This is a genomic window from Anaerovibrio sp. RM50, assembly GCF_000622005.1.
GTDB lineage: Bacteria > Bacillota > Negativicutes > Selenomonadales > Selenomonadaceae > Anaerovibrio.
Map to the genome: position 1 here is coordinate 29479 of NZ_JHWV01000012.1, position 18411 is coordinate 47889.

The 18411-nt window shown below is 46.7% G+C and carries 12 protein-coding genes; 2 read left to right on the top strand and 10 right to left on the bottom strand.

What is annotated here, in order from left to right:
• Window positions 1–85: 85 nt before the first annotated feature.
• Both rsmH and T525_RS0107420 read right to left on the bottom strand, forming a co-directional pair.
• Window positions 86–1186: a 16S rRNA (cytosine(1402)-N(4))-methyltransferase RsmH gene (gene rsmH / locus T525_RS0107415; protein ID WP_255346623.1), complete on the bottom strand. Its 1101-nt coding sequence runs from the start codon at window positions 1184–1186 to the stop codon at window positions 86–88.
• 356 nt (window positions 1187–1542) lie between these two features.
• Window positions 1543–2901 (bottom strand): sodium-dependent transporter, encoded by a 1359-nt coding sequence (locus T525_RS0107420; protein ID WP_027406694.1) that lies wholly within the window; start codon window positions 2899–2901, stop codon window positions 1543–1545.
• 181 nt (window positions 2902–3082) lie between these two features.
• On the opposite strand from T525_RS0107420, the gene T525_RS0107425 reads away from it, so the two are divergent.
• Both T525_RS0107425 and T525_RS15630 read left to right on the top strand, forming a co-directional pair.
• Entirely contained in the window at window positions 3083–3466 is a 384-nt protein-coding gene (locus T525_RS0107425) for a hypothetical protein (protein ID WP_027406695.1), read from the top strand.
• Window positions 3450–6845, top strand: a complete 3396-nt coding sequence (locus T525_RS15630; RefSeq protein WP_232219200.1) for a transporter substrate-binding domain-containing protein — start codon at window positions 3450–3452, stop codon at window positions 6843–6845. The genes T525_RS0107425 and T525_RS15630 overlap by 17 nt, the downstream gene beginning before the upstream one ends.
• Window positions 6846–6980: 135 nt before the next feature.
• On the opposite strand, the gene T525_RS0107435 is transcribed toward T525_RS15630, so the two are convergent.
• The 8 genes from T525_RS0107435 to lepB all read right to left on the bottom strand — a co-directional run bounded on the left by T525_RS0107435 (window position 6981) and on the right by lepB (window position 18354).
• Window positions 6981–10250, bottom strand: coding sequence for a transporter substrate-binding domain-containing protein (locus T525_RS0107435; RefSeq protein WP_027406696.1), 3270 nt, complete (start codon window positions 10248–10250; stop codon window positions 6981–6983).
• Between the two features lie 379 nt (window positions 10251–10629).
• Window positions 10630–11580 carry a tyrosine-type recombinase/integrase gene (locus tag T525_RS14625; protein ID WP_051533474.1) on the bottom strand — a complete coding sequence of 317 codons (951 nt, stop codon included), beginning with the start codon at window positions 11578–11580 and terminating at the stop codon, window positions 10630–10632.
• A 311-nt stretch (window positions 11581–11891) separates the two neighbouring features.
• Window positions 11892–12590 (bottom strand): PrsW family intramembrane metalloprotease, encoded by a 699-nt coding sequence (locus tag T525_RS14630; protein WP_051533475.1) that lies wholly within the window; start codon window positions 12588–12590, stop codon window positions 11892–11894.
• Between the two features lie 3 nt (window positions 12591–12593).
• Entirely contained in the window at window positions 12594–13757 is a 1164-nt protein-coding gene (locus tag T525_RS14635) for a DNA recombination protein RmuC (protein ID WP_037325445.1), read from the bottom strand.
• A gap of 52 nt (window positions 13758–13809) precedes the next feature.
• Window positions 13810–14946, bottom strand: a complete 1137-nt coding sequence (locus T525_RS0107455; protein WP_027406697.1) for an acyltransferase — start codon at window positions 14944–14946, stop codon at window positions 13810–13812.
• A 22-nt stretch (window positions 14947–14968) separates the two neighbouring features.
• Window positions 14969–15703: an SIMPL domain-containing protein gene (locus T525_RS0107460; RefSeq protein WP_051533476.1), complete on the bottom strand. Its 735-nt coding sequence runs from the start codon at window positions 15701–15703 to the stop codon at window positions 14969–14971.
• A 162-nt stretch (window positions 15704–15865) separates the two neighbouring features.
• Complete coding sequence (locus tag T525_RS14640; protein WP_051533477.1) at window positions 15866–17626, bottom strand: bifunctional diguanylate cyclase/phosphodiesterase; 1761 nt, start codon at window positions 17624–17626, stop codon at window positions 15866–15868.
• 206 nt (window positions 17627–17832) lie between these two features.
• A complete protein-coding gene (gene lepB / locus T525_RS0107470) occupies window positions 17833–18354 on the bottom strand; it encodes a signal peptidase I (RefSeq protein WP_027406699.1) in 522 nt (173 codons plus the stop codon).
• Window positions 18355–18411: the final 57 nt, after the last annotated feature.

Genomic DNA, 18411 nt, shown 5'->3' on the forward strand with positions numbered 1-18411 from the left:
CAATATGGCAAAATAAAAGCACTGATGGCTGAAAATTCAGCTGTCAGTGCTTTTTTGCTGGGGCAACCAGCTTTCTTATCAGATTTTATTTTATGGCCCAGCGGAGCTTGGTGGAGTGGGCACGGGAGTTGTTGTAGCATTCTTCCTTGCTGGGGCGGATTACCTCAGTGGCAATGTCGCGGTAAACGCCGGCCCGCTTCAGGGCCTGAAAGGCCTTCTTAACAATGCGGTCCTCCCCGGAATGGAAGGTAAGAATGGCTGCACGGCCCCCCTCCCGCAGGGCATGGGGCAGCTTTTCCATAAATTCATAAAGAACCTCAAATTCATGGTTTACGTCAATGCGGAGGGCCTGAAAAACTCTGGCGGAGGATTTCTTGATGGCCATATCCCGCTCATCCTTGGAAAGCTTTACTTTTTGCAGGGCTTTAATGATTTCCTCATGGAGGGCCCGGGTGGTCTCAATTTTGATGCCCCGTTTTAAATCGTTGCAAATCTGACGGGCAATTTCCTCTGCGAATGGCTCGTCGGAGTTTTCCACAAGCATTCCAACCAGCTCATCACGATCCACTTCCTTGAGACGGTCCGCCGCAGAAATGCCTGATTTGGAATCAAGACGCAGATCCAATGGACCGTCAGCCTTGTAGGTAAATCCCCGCTCCGGATTATCTATCTGCATGGAGGAAACCCCCAAATCTGCCAGAACGAAATCGAAGCCCCCCACCTCCTGGGCCAGCTTGTCAATTTCACAGAAATTCATAAGCCGTGGGGTCCATATATCTTCTCCAAAGCCCTCCTTGCGGAGGCGGGCCTCTGTCTTGGCCTCCTCAATGCTGTCCACATCACCGCTGTAGAGGTGGCCCTTGCCCTGGAGCTCCTTCAGCATGGCCCTGGTGTGGCCACCGTATCCCAATGTGCCGTCAAAGCCCTGCTCGCCGGGCTTTATGTCCAATACCTCCAATATTTCCTTTACCATAATGGGAATGTGCATGCCGGCGGGGGTATTGCCCTTGGATATTACGTGCTTTATTTGGTCCCCGTATTTTTCAGGATTAAGCTCCTTGTATTTTTCGCTGAACTTTTTGGGGTATTTGCCGCTGTAGCGTACCCGCCGCTTATGGGGCATGGCGGCTTCCCCCGATGCTGCGGCCCCATTGGGGGTATTATTTTTAGTAATGTCTGTATCCATAGCTGCTCCTTAATTTGCCTCGATTATTTAAAATCGTTAGCTTTGCCTCAGATTATTCAATCCCACACATTATAACCCTGTTGTTAAAAATTTTCCATAAGAAAAATACTCATATAATTCATACTTTCCCTTTTTTTGTATAAATTTTTGTTATCTAAAAGGTCTTTATTAATAATTAATATTGTTTATCCACACAACTATCAACAGCTGTGTATTACTTCCTATTCCTTGGAGGTATACTTAGTATTTTTTGGTGGGAAATTGTATTGTTTTTGCAAAAAAACATGAAAAACCCCGAATTTTGGCATACTCCCAAAATTCGGGGTGTGATTGGCTAATTGCCACTTTTACATTAATTACTGTATCAAGCCCTGTACGATAATCACGAAGAGCATAATAGGCAAAATCCACTGGAAATAACCCTTTACCCAGGTAGGGAATTTCATGCCGTCGCCGGTGTTCACCTCTTCAAAGAAGTTCTTGAAGCCCCAGCCGTACTTGCTTACGCAGAACAGCAGGAAAATAAGGGAACCGATTGGCAGGATCAGATTACTTACCAGGAAGTCCTCAGTATCCAGTACGCCGCGGTTGCCGATAATGGTCACACTTTCCCATACGTTGAAGCCCAGTGCACAAGGAATGCTCAGAAGTCCCACCATGAAGCCGTTGATGATTGCGGACTTCTTGCGGGTCCATCTGAAGGTATCCATGCAGAAGGAAATAATATTTTCGCAAACTGCCAGCACAGTGGAGAAGCTGGCGAAGGTCATAAAGAGGAAGAACAGTGCTCCCCAGATGAGACCACCGGTCATATCCATAAATACGTTAGGCAGGGTAATAAACAGAAGGGAAGGCCCCGCATCCGGTCTCAGACCGTAAGCAAAGCAGGCAGGGAAGATAATAAGGCCTGCCATAATGGCCACTATAGTATCAAGGGCAGCAATGCGCACGGATTCACCTGGCAGTGAATGGTGCTTGTCAATGTAGCTGCCGAAGATTTCCATGGAACCCATACCAACACTGAGGGTGAAGAATGCCTGATTCATGGCAGCGGAGATAACGGTCCACCAGCCATGCTGATTTACCCCGTCAAGGCTTGGCAGCAGCAGGAAGGAGAGCCCCTCCATGCCCCCTGGAAGCACAAGGCTGTGGAGGCCCAAAATGATAATCAGCACCAAAAGGGCACCCATCATAATTTTGGTAACCTTCTCCAGACCGCTCTGAATTCCGGCACTTAAGATAATAAAGCAGAGGATAACCTCAAGGAGCATCCAGAAAACCAGCTCCACAGGGTCAGCCAGCATATTGCCGAATACACCGCCGATTTGCTCAGTGGTCATGCCAGGCACAAATTCGCCACGGATGAACTTAAAGAAGTAGTCCAGCATCCAGCCGGAAACCACGGTGTAGAACATCATCAGAATGTAGTTGCCCACAATACTGGTAAGACCGTGAATATGCCACTTGGTGCCCTCAGGCTCCAGCTTTTTAAAGCCCAGATATGCGGATTTCTGGCTTGCACGTCCCACGGACAGCTCCATGGCCAGAACAGGCACACCCATAATTAATAAGAAAAGTAAATAGATAAGTACAAACAATCCACCGCCGTACTCACCACAGATGTACGGAAAACGCCATACATTACCGATGCCGATAGCGCAGCCCGCGCTTACCAGCAGGAATCCCAGCCGGGACTGGAAGGATTCTCTCTCCATTAGTCAAAGACCCCCTAGAAAAATTCAATCATACTCGAATATTTTAACACATAGGTATACAAGTTTACAAATACAATTTTTGCAGGAAAAAAGGGGGGACGTGTCGAAGGTATAGGATATTAAGGAAGGTAGTCGAAGAATAATGAAAGGCAACCCGGACACACAGAATTGAGGGATTATTATGGTTGCTAAATCAAAGACGACAGAGATTCGAAATGTGAAGAAGGTTCCTTTGAAGGAACTTTTGTCAGAGGATACTCTGGGCAAGCAGGAGCTGGTGGCCAAGATGCTGTCCAGTATGTTTGTGCGCAACAAGGTGGATGCTGAGCTTCAGCAGGTCTTTCGTGCGAGTCTGAAGGATATTATTCGTTCCGTGGCGGAGGATTGTTTTTCCGTGGGCTACAACAGCGGTTATTCCGTGGGCCTGAAGGATGGCAATGCAATTGGCCGCAAGGAATTCAAGGCAGAAGAGGAAAAGGCCATGGCAGAATTCCAGAACAAGCTGGAGGAGGAGCTGGTACGTGAAATCCTCATGAATGCAAAGCCAGATGGAATGCTGCAGTGATTTAAAGGTGATGAAGATGAGCAAACGCCTGATTATGATATGTATGTTGCTGCTGATGAGCTTATTCTCCGGCTGCGGTCCGCAGCCAGTGGAGGTTTCTCCAGCAGACACGGACAGTAGCGCACCCCCAGCCGGTAAGGTGGTGAGGGTGGGTTACTTTAATGATGGCAATTTTATGAGCGGTGCTGCCGAGGGTGCGGTAAAATCCGGCTACGGCTACGAATATCTTCAGGCTGTGGCCAATTATACGGGCTGGCGCTACGAGTACGTTTACGGCAGCTGGTCCCAGCTTTACAAAAAGCTTCTGGCCGGGGAAATTGACATTATGACGGACATTTCCTACACCCCGGAGCGGGCTGCCCAGATAAATTATCCCAAGGAGGGCATGGGCCGTGAAATTTATTATATTGCCATAAGAACAGACAATAGCGAGATAGATGGCACAAACCCAAGTACATTTAATGGAAAGAAAATTGGCGTGGAAGCAAATTCCATTCAGGTCCAGTATCTGGAGGAATGGGCCAATAATAACGGTGTTGACTGCGAAATAGTGGAGATGGGCAGCGGCACGGACAAGAAAATCAAGGCCCTTATGGACGGTGAGATAGACGCACTGGTGAGAACCCATTTCAGAGGTAAGGTAAACGGAATTTCCAACGTGGTGTATTTGGGGGATTCCGACTATTATATTGCCACCGCCCAAAATCGTACAGACCTCTTGGAGGAGCTTAATACTGCCCAGCCGAAGGTGGATGCCTCCCATCCATCCTTCAGAAATGATATGGAACTCAAATATTTCAAGGATGCCATGGTGGATCCAAGACTTTCCCCTGACGACAGGGCATGGCTGAACAACAGAAAGTACCTCCGCATAGGATATTTTGCCGATCATTTGCCATTCTGTGCAGAGGGGACCTCTGGTGAAGCTCCGGAGGGGGTTATCACCACTGTAATGAATGCCATCTGCCAAAATATTGAGGTGGACCCTTCCGTTATTACCTATGTGCCTTACAAGGACAGCGAAAGCCTGAAGAACGCCGTAATTTGGGGGGATGTGGATGCTGCCTTTGGCTTCTATAAGGATTTATGGTGGGCAGAAAAGGTAGGTCTTTCCCAGACCAATGACATTTTCACAGTGGGTCTCAGACTGGTGGTACGTGAGGACTTTGACGTAAACGATGCCAAGCGCATAGCCATTGCCATCAACAACCCAAGTCCAACCTCCATTATGCTGGCAGGAGTTTTCAACGGGGATTATGAGTACGTGTACTATGAGACCGTGGAGGACTGCTTTGAGGCGGTTAAGCGGGGACAGGTGGATGCAACTGTTGCCAATGAATTTGTGATTCGCAAATTCCTCCAAAAAAACCACGTATTTAGCGGTCTTAAAGAGGTGGATACCTTCTCTGATGCGGGGGTATGCTTGTCTGTAAACCGCAGCAACATACACATGCTGTCCATCTTTGAGCGGGGCATAGTCAGCCTTAATCAGAGGGAAATAGGCAAGGCCCTTTCCACCAATGTTTTCTCCACAATCCGCTCCAATGAATATGATTTACTGAGGGATTATTGGTGGATCTTCGTTATAATAGGAATTATTCTCCTGCTGATTTTAATCAATATGTATATTCTCCACAGAGGCCGCAGACGCATTGCCAAGGTTAACCAGATGCTGCGGGTTCAGACGGATCAGCTGAAGGTGGCCAATGATGAGCTGGTGCTGGCCAACGAGCATCAGGTTTATGCCAATGAGGAGCTTCATTCCAGAAATGACGAGGTAAAGGAGCTGCTGGAGAAACAGCGGAAGGCCATTGCCGTTATTGAAAATAACCATGAGGCCCTGAAATCCGCCAACTGGATTGTTGAGTTTGATCCTGTGGGCAATGTGGATAATGTCAATTGGAGTGACGGCATGCGTCATATTCTGGGCTACACCGATATCAACGATTTTCCTAATACACTGGAAGCCCTGGTGGCACTGCTTCACCCTGAAGACAGGATGGAGGGGGGCAAATACATTTGGGAAATCCTTAACAGCGATGACGATGAAGCCAATATTGTTGACCGGGAGGTGCGGCTGAAGACCAAGGACCGGGATTTTGTGTGGTTCCGTGTTTATGCCCGCCTGTACAGAAGAAATGACGGTACTCCGCTGAGACTTTATGGCGTGCTGCAGGATATCAGCGAATACAGGAATTTGTTAAATAAGACGGTGGATGCCCTGATGGAGGCCCAGAAGGCAAACACGGCCAAGAGTATCTTCCTTAATAATATGTCCCATGATATTCGTACCCCAATGAACGGCATAATGGGCTACACCGCCCTGGCAGAGGAAAATGTCAACAATGCCACTGTAGTGAAGGAGTATTTGGAAAAGATCAAGCTGGTAAGCAAGCATCTGCTTAGTCTTATCAACGATGTGCTGGATATGAGCCGCATCGAGAGCGGCCGCATTGAGCTGGATCCTCAGCCTGTCAATCTTATTTCCCTGGTGGATGAGCTGAAGTCCATTCTCCAGTCCGACGTGGAGGCCCACAAGCAGCAGTTCATAGTGGATACTAACGGCATCATGGACGATACGGTGCTCTGTGACCGTCTCCGCCTGAAGCAGGTTCTCTTGAACCTTCTCAGTAATGCAGTGAAATTTACCCCAGCAGGGGGCCGGGTTTCCATTAAGCTGGTGCAGAAGCCTGCCAGTGATGCCAACCGTTCCATCTTTGAGTTCCATGTGGAGGATACGGGTATTGGTATTGACAAGGAATTTATCGACAAGATCTTTGTTCCATTTGAGCGGGCCCGCAACACCACTGTAAGCGGCATTCAGGGGACAGGTCTGGGCATGTCCATCACCAAGAGCATTGTGGATATGATGGGTGGTACCATTACCATTGAAAGTGAGCTTGATAAGGGCACCAAATTCCTGGTTTCCATTCCATTTAAGACCATTATGCACCAGGATGCGGATGTTACCATACGGGCCAAGGAACACTACGACTTTATCGGCAAGTCTGTGCTGCTGACAGAGGACAACGCTATTAATCAGGAGATCGCCAAGGCCCTGCTGGAAGGTGTACACCTCAAGGTAGATGTGGCGGGCGATGGCTCCGAGGCAGTGGAGAAGATGAAGGCCGCCAAGGACGGCCAATATGATGTGATTCTCATGGATATTCAGATGCCGGTAATGGACGGTTATGAGGCCACCATGGCAATACGAAAGCTTGACAGTGATTATTGCAGGAAGGTGCCGATTATAGCCATGACGGCAAATGTATTTGCAGAGGATAAGGTCAAGGCCATGAATGTAGGCATGAACGGCCATATAGCCAAGCCTATAGATACCCATGAGATGTTTACCACATTAAAATCCATCCTTGGTTAAGTAACTGCCAGCCCAGTGAATTATGGTAAAGTAATTTAAAGCATGAAAATAGGCATATATCCTGCGCTTTATAGCGTAGGATATATGCCTATTAGTTTGGTTTGTAATTATCCGATTATTAAATCAGTCAGCTGTTTAAAGTGTTACGTCAGTAATATCAACTACATAAACGAAGCACACAACCTCTTCGCCGTTATAGGCCCTGTAGCCAACGGAATCCAGATGACGGGTTTCACCATCCTGGCGGGTAATACTGAATTTAAAGCTTCCAATATAGGAGGTGTTGGCGTTGATTTGCTCCATCTTGGCCTTCACATCCTCCCGTTCCTTTACGATAACGATATTTTTCACTGAACCGTCGGCGAAGGTTGCGAAATCCTCAAAGGTGTCACAGCCAAGAATATCCAGTACAGTTTCGTCAGCATACAGGGTTTCTGCCTTGGTGCTCGGGCGGAAGATAAAGTAGCCGCATTTCAGCCCCATGTTTTCGTATTTTTCCTTGAAGCTGTCCATTACATTACTGCGGATAAAATAATCCTTGTGTTCCATAACCATCTCAATGGTACCAAAGAGCTTGTGAACATCGAAAGGTTTCGGGATATGGGCATTCATACCAGCCAGCAGGGCAGTGCGCTTGTCCTCGTCAAAGGCATTGGCGGTCATGGCTATAATAGGAATGCCGGAATGGGCAGGTTCCTGCATACCGCGGATGGTAATGGTGGCCTTGTAGCCGTCCATTTGTGGCATCTGTACGTCCATAAGTACCAGATCATAATAGTCCGGCTCTGAATTGGCCAGCATATCCACGGCTTCAACGCCATTATGGGCATGCTCCACCTTAAAGCCCTGGTCCTCCAAAATGGTCTGGGCAATTTCCGCATTGAGCTCGTTGTCCTCAGCCAACAGTATACGCATACCATGGAATTTGGAGGCATCAATAACCGCTTCCTCATTTTCAGTACTGTGATGCAGGTGTTCAGGGGCAATTCTGTTTGGCATAAGGAGGGTGAAGGTGGTTCCCTTGCCCAGCTCGCTTTCTACTTCAATGTTGCCTCCCAGAAGATCCACCAGCTTTTTCACTATATGCATGCCAAGGCCGGTGCCGATAATACCGCTTTGGGTGGTATTCTTTTCACGGGTAAAGGCCTCAAATATGGTATCCAGAAAATCCTTTGGCATACCGATACCAGTGTCAGCCACCACAACCTTGAAGAAGGTTGTGCCCGGCTGGTCTGAAGGCTGTTCGGTAACATCAAAGGTGACGCTGCCTCCGGATGGAGTGTATTTCAGGGAATTGCTGAGAAGATTCAGGATAATTTCCCTGACCTTGGTGGCATCCATCATAATGTGGTTGTGTTCCACATTAAGTGAGTAGGTGAATACCAATCCCTTTTCCTTCATTTGTGATTCAAAAATTGCACCGATTTCAGGTACCATTTTTTCCAAATCCACGTAGGATTCATCCACCGTTGCCTTGCCACTTTCAATACGGGCCATTTCCAGCACGTTGTTTATCAGTGAAAGCAGGAATTTATTGGAGGACTGGATTTTTTCAATGTAGCTTTGGCAAAGCTCCTTATTGTCGATATTTTTTTCCAGAAGGCCCGTAAAGCCTATAATGGCATTCATCGGTGTCCGTATGTCGTGGGACATATTAAAGAGGAAGGAGGTCTTTGCCTTGTCTGCCTTCTTTACGTCCTCCAGGGATTGGGTCAGCTTAGCCTGATATTCCTTCAGGGCAGTATTTTGTTCATCAATAAGCTGATTTTTCGCCTTCAGGCGGCGGTTGGTAACGGTCATAAAGAAGAATACCATTATCACTGACATAAGGGCAATGAAGCCCAAAATGCAGGCCAGAAGGTTGTTGGAAATAAATTTATTGATGGAGAATGGGGCCGCAGGCAGGTGGCCCGCTATCATGGCATCGATTTCACCGCTGTTTATAAGGCCGCGTCCCTTGTCCAGCATGGATATGAGGGCCACGTTTTCCTTGGAGGTAGCAAAGCACAGGGGAACCGTTTCCATCAATGGGGTGTATTCCAGATTAGGATATGCCTGGGCATATATTGCCAGAATGGAGCTGAGACCAATGACTCCACTGGCCTTACCACTGTTAACCTCATCCATGCAATCAAGAAGGCTTTTGCATGGAATAAAGGAAGCCTCGGGATATTTGTAATGGGTATAGCCGCGATTGCGCTTTTTTTCATAAGCCAGGCTTAAAAAGGCATCATTGTATGATGTTCCTGCCTTGCGTACAATACCTATCTGGGCATCGTAGATGTCTGAGGATATAATTACATTATCCATGGCAGCCCGGTCGTAATCAAAGTAATACTGAGAAATCAAATCAATCTGATTATTCCTCAGGGCACTGAGAATATCCTCCTGGGAATAATAAATCATAAATTCAAATTGAACATCTTCCACATTAAGGACGTTAAAGATGCGTTTGAGGGTGTCAATGGAGGCCCCCTTTACTTCGTTAGTTTTAGGGTCCATATAGGCGAATGGGGGATCATCGTTCAGGCAACCCACCCGGATAACAGGGTGATTAGCCAGCCACTTCAGCTCAGGCCCAGTAAGGCTCTTTCTGATGGAAGCGTAGGCAAAATGTCGCTTGCTTATGTCCGTAAGGAAATAAGGATTGACGGACATCATAAGGCGATGGGCATCGTTAAGCTCCTTCAGGATATCAGGGCGGGCTTTATTTACTACAAGATAGAAATTGTCCGAACCGATGCTGCCGAAGGCTACAAAGTGAGGCTTGTTGTATCGGTTGGCGATAAGATTAAGGTCCACCTCCCCCTCCCAGAGGGCTGCCCGGCGGGCCGCACTGTTGGTGTATTCCACGATTTCTGCATCCACATTGTTCTTGGCCAGCCATTCCCTTAAAATGCCAATCTGCTTTGTGCCCTTGGAAACACCGATCTTCTTGTGCTGGAGGGTATTCAGATTTCCGGAAACAATATCCTTGTTGTGGTCAAGGAAATAGAGGTAGTAATTTTCCACTCCCATAGCTTCATTAGGGAAATCCACATACTTGGCCCGTTCCTCAGTATAGCTTACATCGTAGGCCAGATCAGCCTCGCCTTTTTTAACTGCGTTTATACATTCGTTGAAGCCCGGATAAATCACATACTCCAAATCCCAGCCTGCGTATCTGGCAATGGTTTCGATATATTCATAGGCATAGCCGTTTTTTCTGTTGGTACCGTCATTCAGCACAAAAATCTCATCAGCATCGTAGGAGGCAACCCTGACCACCTTGCGCTGATGATTATCTTTTCCTTCAGTGGCATGGGGAGGAACTATCCAATAGGAAAGAAGCTGCACAGCCACCAGAAGGAGCCCTGTCATCATCAGGAATGATTTTTTTATGCCAGTAAAGCCAGAATTCTTCATATATCTCCGCTCCCTGTGAAATACCAGAAAGATTTATACAAGGAAAAATAACTCTTCTATTGTATTTCGACCTTGATATATGTTTTTCCTGCGATACCATGAGGCGTTTGACCAAGAAATCTTAGTGAATCAAATCCGAAGGATGAAGATGAGCTTTAGATTCGTGTAAGGGCTGATGAAGAACCGTATGCTGTCATCTCGCTTTTTGGGAAAGTGCTGAATTTTAATTATTTTATGGCTTTAAAGGGAGAATTGGATAGGGGGAGAATTGTGAAATGGATATTTTGTATTTTTACTTCCGATAATGATAATTTATCGGAAGTAAACTAAAAAAGAGGAATTTTCGGCATCTGGGCCCATAACCCAATGATTTCCCCAGCTATTTTTCCCGCTTTGGGGCGATGATATTTGTGGCCCGCCTGCTAAGGGTCGGATTGTCTTCCATATATTTCATGGCGGAAACAAGGCTTTGCTGTCTCAGGGTTTTCTGCACCAGCTTAATATCATTGGTAGCCTTGAAAAGGTTGGTTCCGCAGCTGTTTCTTAAAAGATTGGCTGAAGATCCGGAAATTTTCAGGCCCGTCTTATTAAGGGCATTGTTTATAATAAGTCTCATGCCATTTCGGGACAGCCTTCCGGCAAAATTGTTCTTTGAATTGGAAATAATCAGGGGAGCCAGCTTTCCCATGAGCTCATCAATGATGGATGGCGGGATACTGTTAATATAATCCATCAGTACATTAATGGTTTCCTGGCATGGGTAAATCTCCTGTGGTTCGGCAGTATCACCTGAACCGGGGGAATTTAATACTATGGTATATTTCTGCCAGTCAATATCCTGTATATTAAGCCTGAATATATCAACGGGACGGAGTCCTTCCACGCTGAAAAGGTATAATATCAAGGTGTTGCGGTTCCGTACAAATTCATCAGCCTCGTCATTATAGGCGTTGCACACCACCTGAAGCTGCTCCATATCCAGATAGTACCGCAGGGTTGGAGGATTTCCCCCCTGGGTCCGGAGGTTATTGCAGGGATTATCAAATATGAGCCCCTGTGAAACAGCGGCCCGATAAAGGGCCTTCAGGGCAGATATTTTTATATGAATGGTCAAAGGCTTGTAGCCCTTATCCATCAGTTCCTGATAATAAATCCTGATTTGCTGCTCCGTCATCTTCAAAGGCTGGCGGTTATTTTTCTGACACCATTTCAGAAAAAGACCTATGTGTTTAATATAGGCTTCCAGGGTATCGGCACTGGGATTTCCCTTGGCAATACAGGGAATAATATATTGTTTCAGATTGTGGATGAAATCCCCTTCTGTTATCATGGCAGGTTCTCCTAAAATATATCTAATGAAATAGTGGGATTTAAATTTAGAGTTGGCAGTTTATACTATTACTGTAGGTAATTGTAATTACCTACAGTAATAGTATAACACCCCTACCTATATAAACACAACCAATTTCACATATTAACATCTTCTAAAAATATCAAATAAAAATCAAGGACATTCAGGGACTATTACCTACCGATATTGCGGTATTTTAAAAACGGACATAAAAAAAGAGAATCATCAACTGGGTTGCCAGTAATGATTCTCCTGATTTTCATATTGTAACTCTATTTCTCTTTTTTAACTCAATAATATATCCGGTGGTCTTCCCGTGACATCTTTCTCACCTTAAAGAAGGCGTGGGCGTACAGTATCAGGATAAAGATAATGAATACCCCCACCATCATATCATCCTCAGTAAGGAGGCAGAAATCGTAGAACCCGTGCAGCACCGTTGGAATAAACAGGGCCAGCTTCAGGCTTCTGTCCTTCACCTTACGGTCCATGCGATGGAGATACTCCTTGGCCTGGCCGTAGTAAATACCCATAAAGATGGCAAATACCCCGTGCCCCGGAATCGAGGTGAAGGCACGGCCAATGGCTGTACCAATTCCCCCGTCCAACACGTACAAAATATTCTCAAATATGGCAAAGCCCATGCTGACGCACACCGCATATAAAATGGCATCGAAGCGGTAATTGAAGCTTGGATGGGTCCAGGTGACCTTCTTCAGCACAAAGAGCTTGCAGCCCTCCTCCATGAGAGCCACCCCCAGCAGTGCCTCGAAAAAAATGTACTCCACCGTTCCCGGATAAAGGAGCTTATCCAATATATACCCGGCTACCATCTCCAGAAAAACTGCGGGAAAACAGCACAGGGCACCGAAGGCAACAAGCTTCCACAATAGAGCCGGCGGCTCCTTTTCTATTTTATCAAGGGTATATATATAATACAAAAATGCCAGCCCCGGCACTATGGCCAGATTTACCAGTGTTTCCTCCATACATTAATCCTCCTGCTCCGGCAATGCCTCCACATCACGGAATTTTCGCATAAGCACGTTGGTGCGGGTATTAACAAGGGCATCAAATTTATTGCTCACCTGGCCAAACTGCTTGTAAAGGGCATCCATGGCCGCGTTGTACTTGATAAATTCGCTCTTGACCTCCCCAAGGGTCTTCCACACCTCGTTGGAACGCTTCTGGATGGCCAGGGTACGAAAGCCCATCTGCAGGCTGTTAAGCATGGCCGCCATGGTACTTGGCCCTGCAATATTAACCTTGTATTTATGCTGAAGCCTTTCCACCATGCCGCTGTCCACTGCATGGGCATACAGCCCCTCAATTGGCAGGAACATAATGGCAAAACTGGTGGTATACGGTGGCTCCACATATTTGGTGGCAATATCCCTGGCCTCACTGTCCAGGCGGTTCTCCAGCTCCCGCTGGGCCTGGTCAATGAGGGCCCTGTCCCCGGCAGACTGGGCTTCCAGCAAATGATTATAGGAATCCATGGGGAATTTGGCGTCAATCGGAAGGTATACAGAATCTCCCTCCATGCCCGGCAGCTTAATGGCAAATTCCACCCGCTTGCCGCTATGTGGCACAGTCTCCACATTTTCCTCAAACTGATCGGCAGTCAAAACCTCCGTAAGAATGGCCTTGAGCTGGTATTCTCCCAGCACGCCCCTGGTTTTTACCCCGCTGAGGACCTGCTTCAGGCTCCCCACATCGCTGGCCAGGGCCTGCATTTCCCCAAGTCCCTTATAAACCTGCTCCAGCTGGGTGCTGACGGTCTTAAAGGAGGCGGTGATGCGCTTTTCCAGAGCTGTCTGAAGCTGTTCGTCCACTACCCCTTTTATTTCCTTTAGATTTTTGTCCAGCTCTCCACGCAGGTCAGCAATGCCCTTTTCCGTCTCATGGCGTACAGATACCAGTCCCTGATTTACACTGTCCTTTATTTCCTTCAGGCTCTGGCTGTTGGCATTGTCCATTTGCATAATATTGCGGCAAATGTCCTCCTTGGTCATCTGCTGGCCCTCTCCCAGGGCCTTCTGCATATTCCACAATACCTGTTCAGCCCTGGTATTATCCGGCTTCTTCATAATAAGAACAGCCAGCATGGCAATAATAACTACCAAAAGCACTATTATAATATATGAAATTTCCATAAAATTCTACCTCAAAACTCCATAGAAATGGCTCCCCGAAGGGAGCCAATTTTCATGCCGCTTTCTTTGGGTACACCCCAATGGTTCCCTTGTTGATAAATGGGAATTTTTCCCCCATACGGCGCATGATAACTGCCGCAGCCAGGGTCACCAAAACCACTTCAAAATACATAATGACAGCCGGCAGGGCATTAATCTTAAGATTTATTTTCTCATAAAACAGAGAAATATAGGTAATAGCCACCGGATGGGCCAGATACATGAAATATGAATGCTTGCCCAAAAGGGAAAGCACCGGCTTCAGCTTATCCGGCAATCTCCAGATGGTGAAGATGGTAAAGAAAAACAGACAGGCTGCCAGGGTATAAATTATTCCCGTAGGGCAAAGCTGATGGGCAGTATTTACCCCCTCCAACGGTGTGTAATTTTTGCTGTACAGGAGGTAATAATAGTAGCCCAGATGGGCTGCCAAAGACAGCCAGAAAAATGCCACCACATAGCTGCGGTATTTTTCCATAAAGGTCATGAAATTATCCATATATACGGCCAAATACCCACCTAAAAGGAAGATAAATACATAATGGATTACCCAATAATTCAGGTGGTACATGGCAAATGGCCTGAGATAAACATTCTCCACGGCCCAGGAATTCCACATAAAGCACAGATAGTAGTTAACGGCAATCTGGAACACCAGCAGCAGGGCAAGTCTTGTAATATTAAGCCTTCTCACCGCCCAAACCCAGAGGGGCATCAAAAGGTAGAACCAGATCAGCAGCACCATAAAGTACAGCTGGTAATTGGCAAGGCCAAAAAACAGGTCATACAGGATTGTAATTGGTCTAAGAGGGCTGTAATCCTTCCACAAAACACAGTAGTGAAGAATATAGAACAGGGACCACACCACGTATGGCACCACCACTGCCTTGTAGCGGCGCTTTAAAAAGTCCTTATATACAAAGGGCTTTGTCATGTCCATGTTGTAAAAGAGCCCAAAGGCAGAAATAAAGAAGAAAATCGGTACACTGAATCTGGTAAAAATCTCAAGCAATGCCACCAGATGGGCATTGCCCGGGGCCTCCGGCGTCAGGTGCTGCCCCAGATAGGCAGAACCGATATGAATGCCGATAACTCCCAGCATGGAAATACCCCGTATAAATTCTATTGCCTCCAAACGTGGCTTTTTCATCAAAAAACTCCCAAATTGTTATTTATTCAATAATATAGTCTATATGAACAGTGGCGCTGACATCAATGGTACCAGCCTCCAAAGGGGTGGTAATAGCACTGGCTGCCACCATATCCCTGGCGTTCTTCCCCAGTCTCATATTGTCTCCGGAGGTTACGGAGCCAACGTTTTCCGTTACCAGCTTAATACCGGTAATGCGCACCCCAAGGGCTCCCGCAAGGATATCCGCCTTGTTTCTGGCGTCCCTCACAGCATCCTTCAGGGCTGCCCGGCGCAGGGCTTCTGGCTCCTTCACATCATAGCTGAGGCTGTCAATGCGGTTAGCACCGTTATTTAAGGCAACATCAATCACATTGCCTGCCTTGGCCACATCCTCCACCCTTACAGCTATATAGTTGGTAGCAGTACAGCCTACCATCTCGGCAGGTTTCCCTTCAGGATAATTATATATAGGGTTTAAATCGAAAAAGGCAGTTTTGATATTACTGTCCTTAACCCCCAAATTCTTTATGGCTGCCAGCACAGAGGACATTTTGTTGGCATTTTCCTGCTGGGCTGCCCTGGCATCCCCGGCGGTGGTTTCAATGCCAATGCGGATATCCGCCACATCAGGACTGGCCACAATCTTGCCATAGCCGCTGACGGAAATAACCGAAGGCTCGGCATACTGGCTGTTTGGCCCGGCACTGGCCACAGCCCCAATGCCCAGACAAAGCATAAAACATATCATTAACGTGTAAAATTTCTTGTTCAGCATAATAATACCTCCCCTGAAAAACATTTTAACACGGTAACCATTATACCATATATGGTCCTGCACTTCATTAAATATAAGAAAACCCCGTGCCGCATCTTCAACCGAAAATACAGCACAGGGCACTTAATATGTCTAAAGATTCATTTCCTAGGATTCATTTCATTAACCGGCGCTTTCAATATTGCCCACGATACCGCAACACTCAAAGACGTATTTCAGGAAGGCCTCCTCCACCATAGGCTTGGAGAAGTAATATCCCTGGATCATATCTGCGCCATAATCCCTGAGAACATCCAGCTGCTCCTGGGACTCCACGCCCTCAACCACAGTGTTCAGCTCCAGGCTGTTGGCCAGATTAATGCAGCCGTGAAGAATGCTGCTGCGCTTCTTGTCCCCGATTTCATTCATAAAGGACTTGTCCAGCTTAATAATATCAAGTGGCAAATCACCTAAGACATTAAGGGAAGAATAGCCAGAGCCAAAGTCATCCAGCTCGATCTTGAAGCCGCAGTCCTTGCATCTCTGCAGTGTTCTCTGCAAATCGCTGAGGCGTGCCTCAAAGATGTTTTCCGTAACCTCCAGATGAAGCAGGGAAGGATCCACCCCATATTTATCAGTGATTATCATAAGCTTGTTGACAAAATCCGGCTGGCGGAAATTCAGGCGGGAGAAGTTTACAGACACAGGGAAGGGCTCAATACCCAGCTTTTCCCAGCGCTTAATGCACTTGCAGGTTTCCTCCCACACAAACATGTCCACTTCCACAATAAAGCCGCTGTCTTCCATAATTGGAATAAACTCATTTGGATACAGATCCCCCAGCTCCGGATGGCGCCAGCGGATAAGGGTCTCTGCCCCCTCCAGCTCGCCGGAAAAGGCATTGTGCTTAGGCTGGAACACCAGATACAATTCCCTGTTGCTGAGAGAATCACGCATATCATTTTCAATACGGCGATAACGCTCCAAATCCTCCAGCATCTTATCCTCGAAAAAGGCATAGAGCTTGCCGTACTGGTGCTTGGTAGGCTGCAGGGCCATCATGGCACGGTCACAGGCAATGGCAGTGGAAATGGAGCTGTCGATATTTTCATAGATGCCCAGACGGAAAACCAGGTCCTTCATGGAAATAACTTCCTTGGCGGACTGGTGGATATAACGGATAAACTCATCTGTAAGAATTCCCGTATGCTCCATAAAGGTTACGAACTGGTCCCCGCCATAGCGTCCCAGCAGGAAATTGCTGCCGCTGCTGCACTGGAGCCACTCGCTGATTTCCGTAATAATCTTGTCCCCGTACTCATAGCCGTAATGCTCATTCACCAGCTTAAAGTCCACCACGTCGGAAACAACAATATCGTATTTTTTGTCAGGATTGGCGGCCATAATCCGGTCAGCCTCCTCACAGAAGGCCCGCCGGTTGAGAAGTCCTGTAAGTCGGTCAAACTTTGAGCCGTCATCCCTCAGGCGCGCCTCCACTTCCTCCAGGAGATTTCTCTTGTTGATAGCAGTGCTGGTGACATAAGGACGCACGGTAACAAATCCTGAAAAGAGATCCGCCACATCAGGAAAAAATTCCATAACTGCAGGCTGGAAGCCCCCCTCCTTGTCCATACGGCGAAGGTAGACCAGCTGAATGGAGCCATCAGCACATTTCTTGCAAAGTCTTTTTAAATTGGCAGGATTGGCAAAATCCTCAAATCTCTGGCGCACGCTTTCGTGGCACATTCCACTGTTGACGAAAGCATCGAACCATTCACTTAACGTAGCATTTTTTAGGTTAATAGTCATATATTCGCGCTCAAAGTCGTCCAGCTTCAAAATATGAAAGCTGTCCTTACGCAAATTTACATGTACCACCTTATGATAATAGCTTCCCATAAGCCGTTTCATAAAGAGTTGACGCATTTCCTGCGCATCATGCATAAATGTTATCCCTCCATAGTTTGTCGGATATATTGCTATTAATCAAATTTTAATTCTTAACAATGACATTTTATCAAAAATAATTGTTAATTAATATAGATAATTATAGATACATAGTCCTAATTATCGCCAAGAAAAAATCGGGCCGAAATACCAGCCCGATTTACATAAGCAATTTGTACTTGTAGTAAAAATAAAATTAACCATTAAGGCAGGGTTTTCCAGGCAGATAATGGCCAGAATACCAGCATTGCCTTGCCCTTCAGCAGCTCGTATGGCACGAAGCCCACATCAGGGAAGCGGCTGTCCTCTGAATTGTTGCGATTATCACCCATTACGAAAACGTGCCCCTCAGGGATGGTAGTCTTTGGATAATCCATACGGCTCTTGGCCAGGATGTAATCCTCATTCTGCAGTTCACCGTTTACATAAACATTGTGATCCTTGATCTCAATGGTATCCCCCGGAACGGCAATAACACGCTTGATAAAATCACGGCTCTTATCCCTTGGATATTGGAAAATCAGTATCTCACCCCGCTCAGGAGCCCGCATCTTGTAAACAAACTTGTTTACCACCAGACGCTGCTGATGCTCCAGGGTAGGCATCATGGAAGGACCATCCACCAGATACAATTCCACCACAAATGTACGTATAAACATAGCCAATGCCACAGCAACGGCTATGGAAATAACCCAATCTCTAATTTCAGTACCCAACTGACCCATGCTAAATCACCTCTTATTAGTTCTCTGGCTGGAGAAGCAGAAGAAAAAAAGGGACTG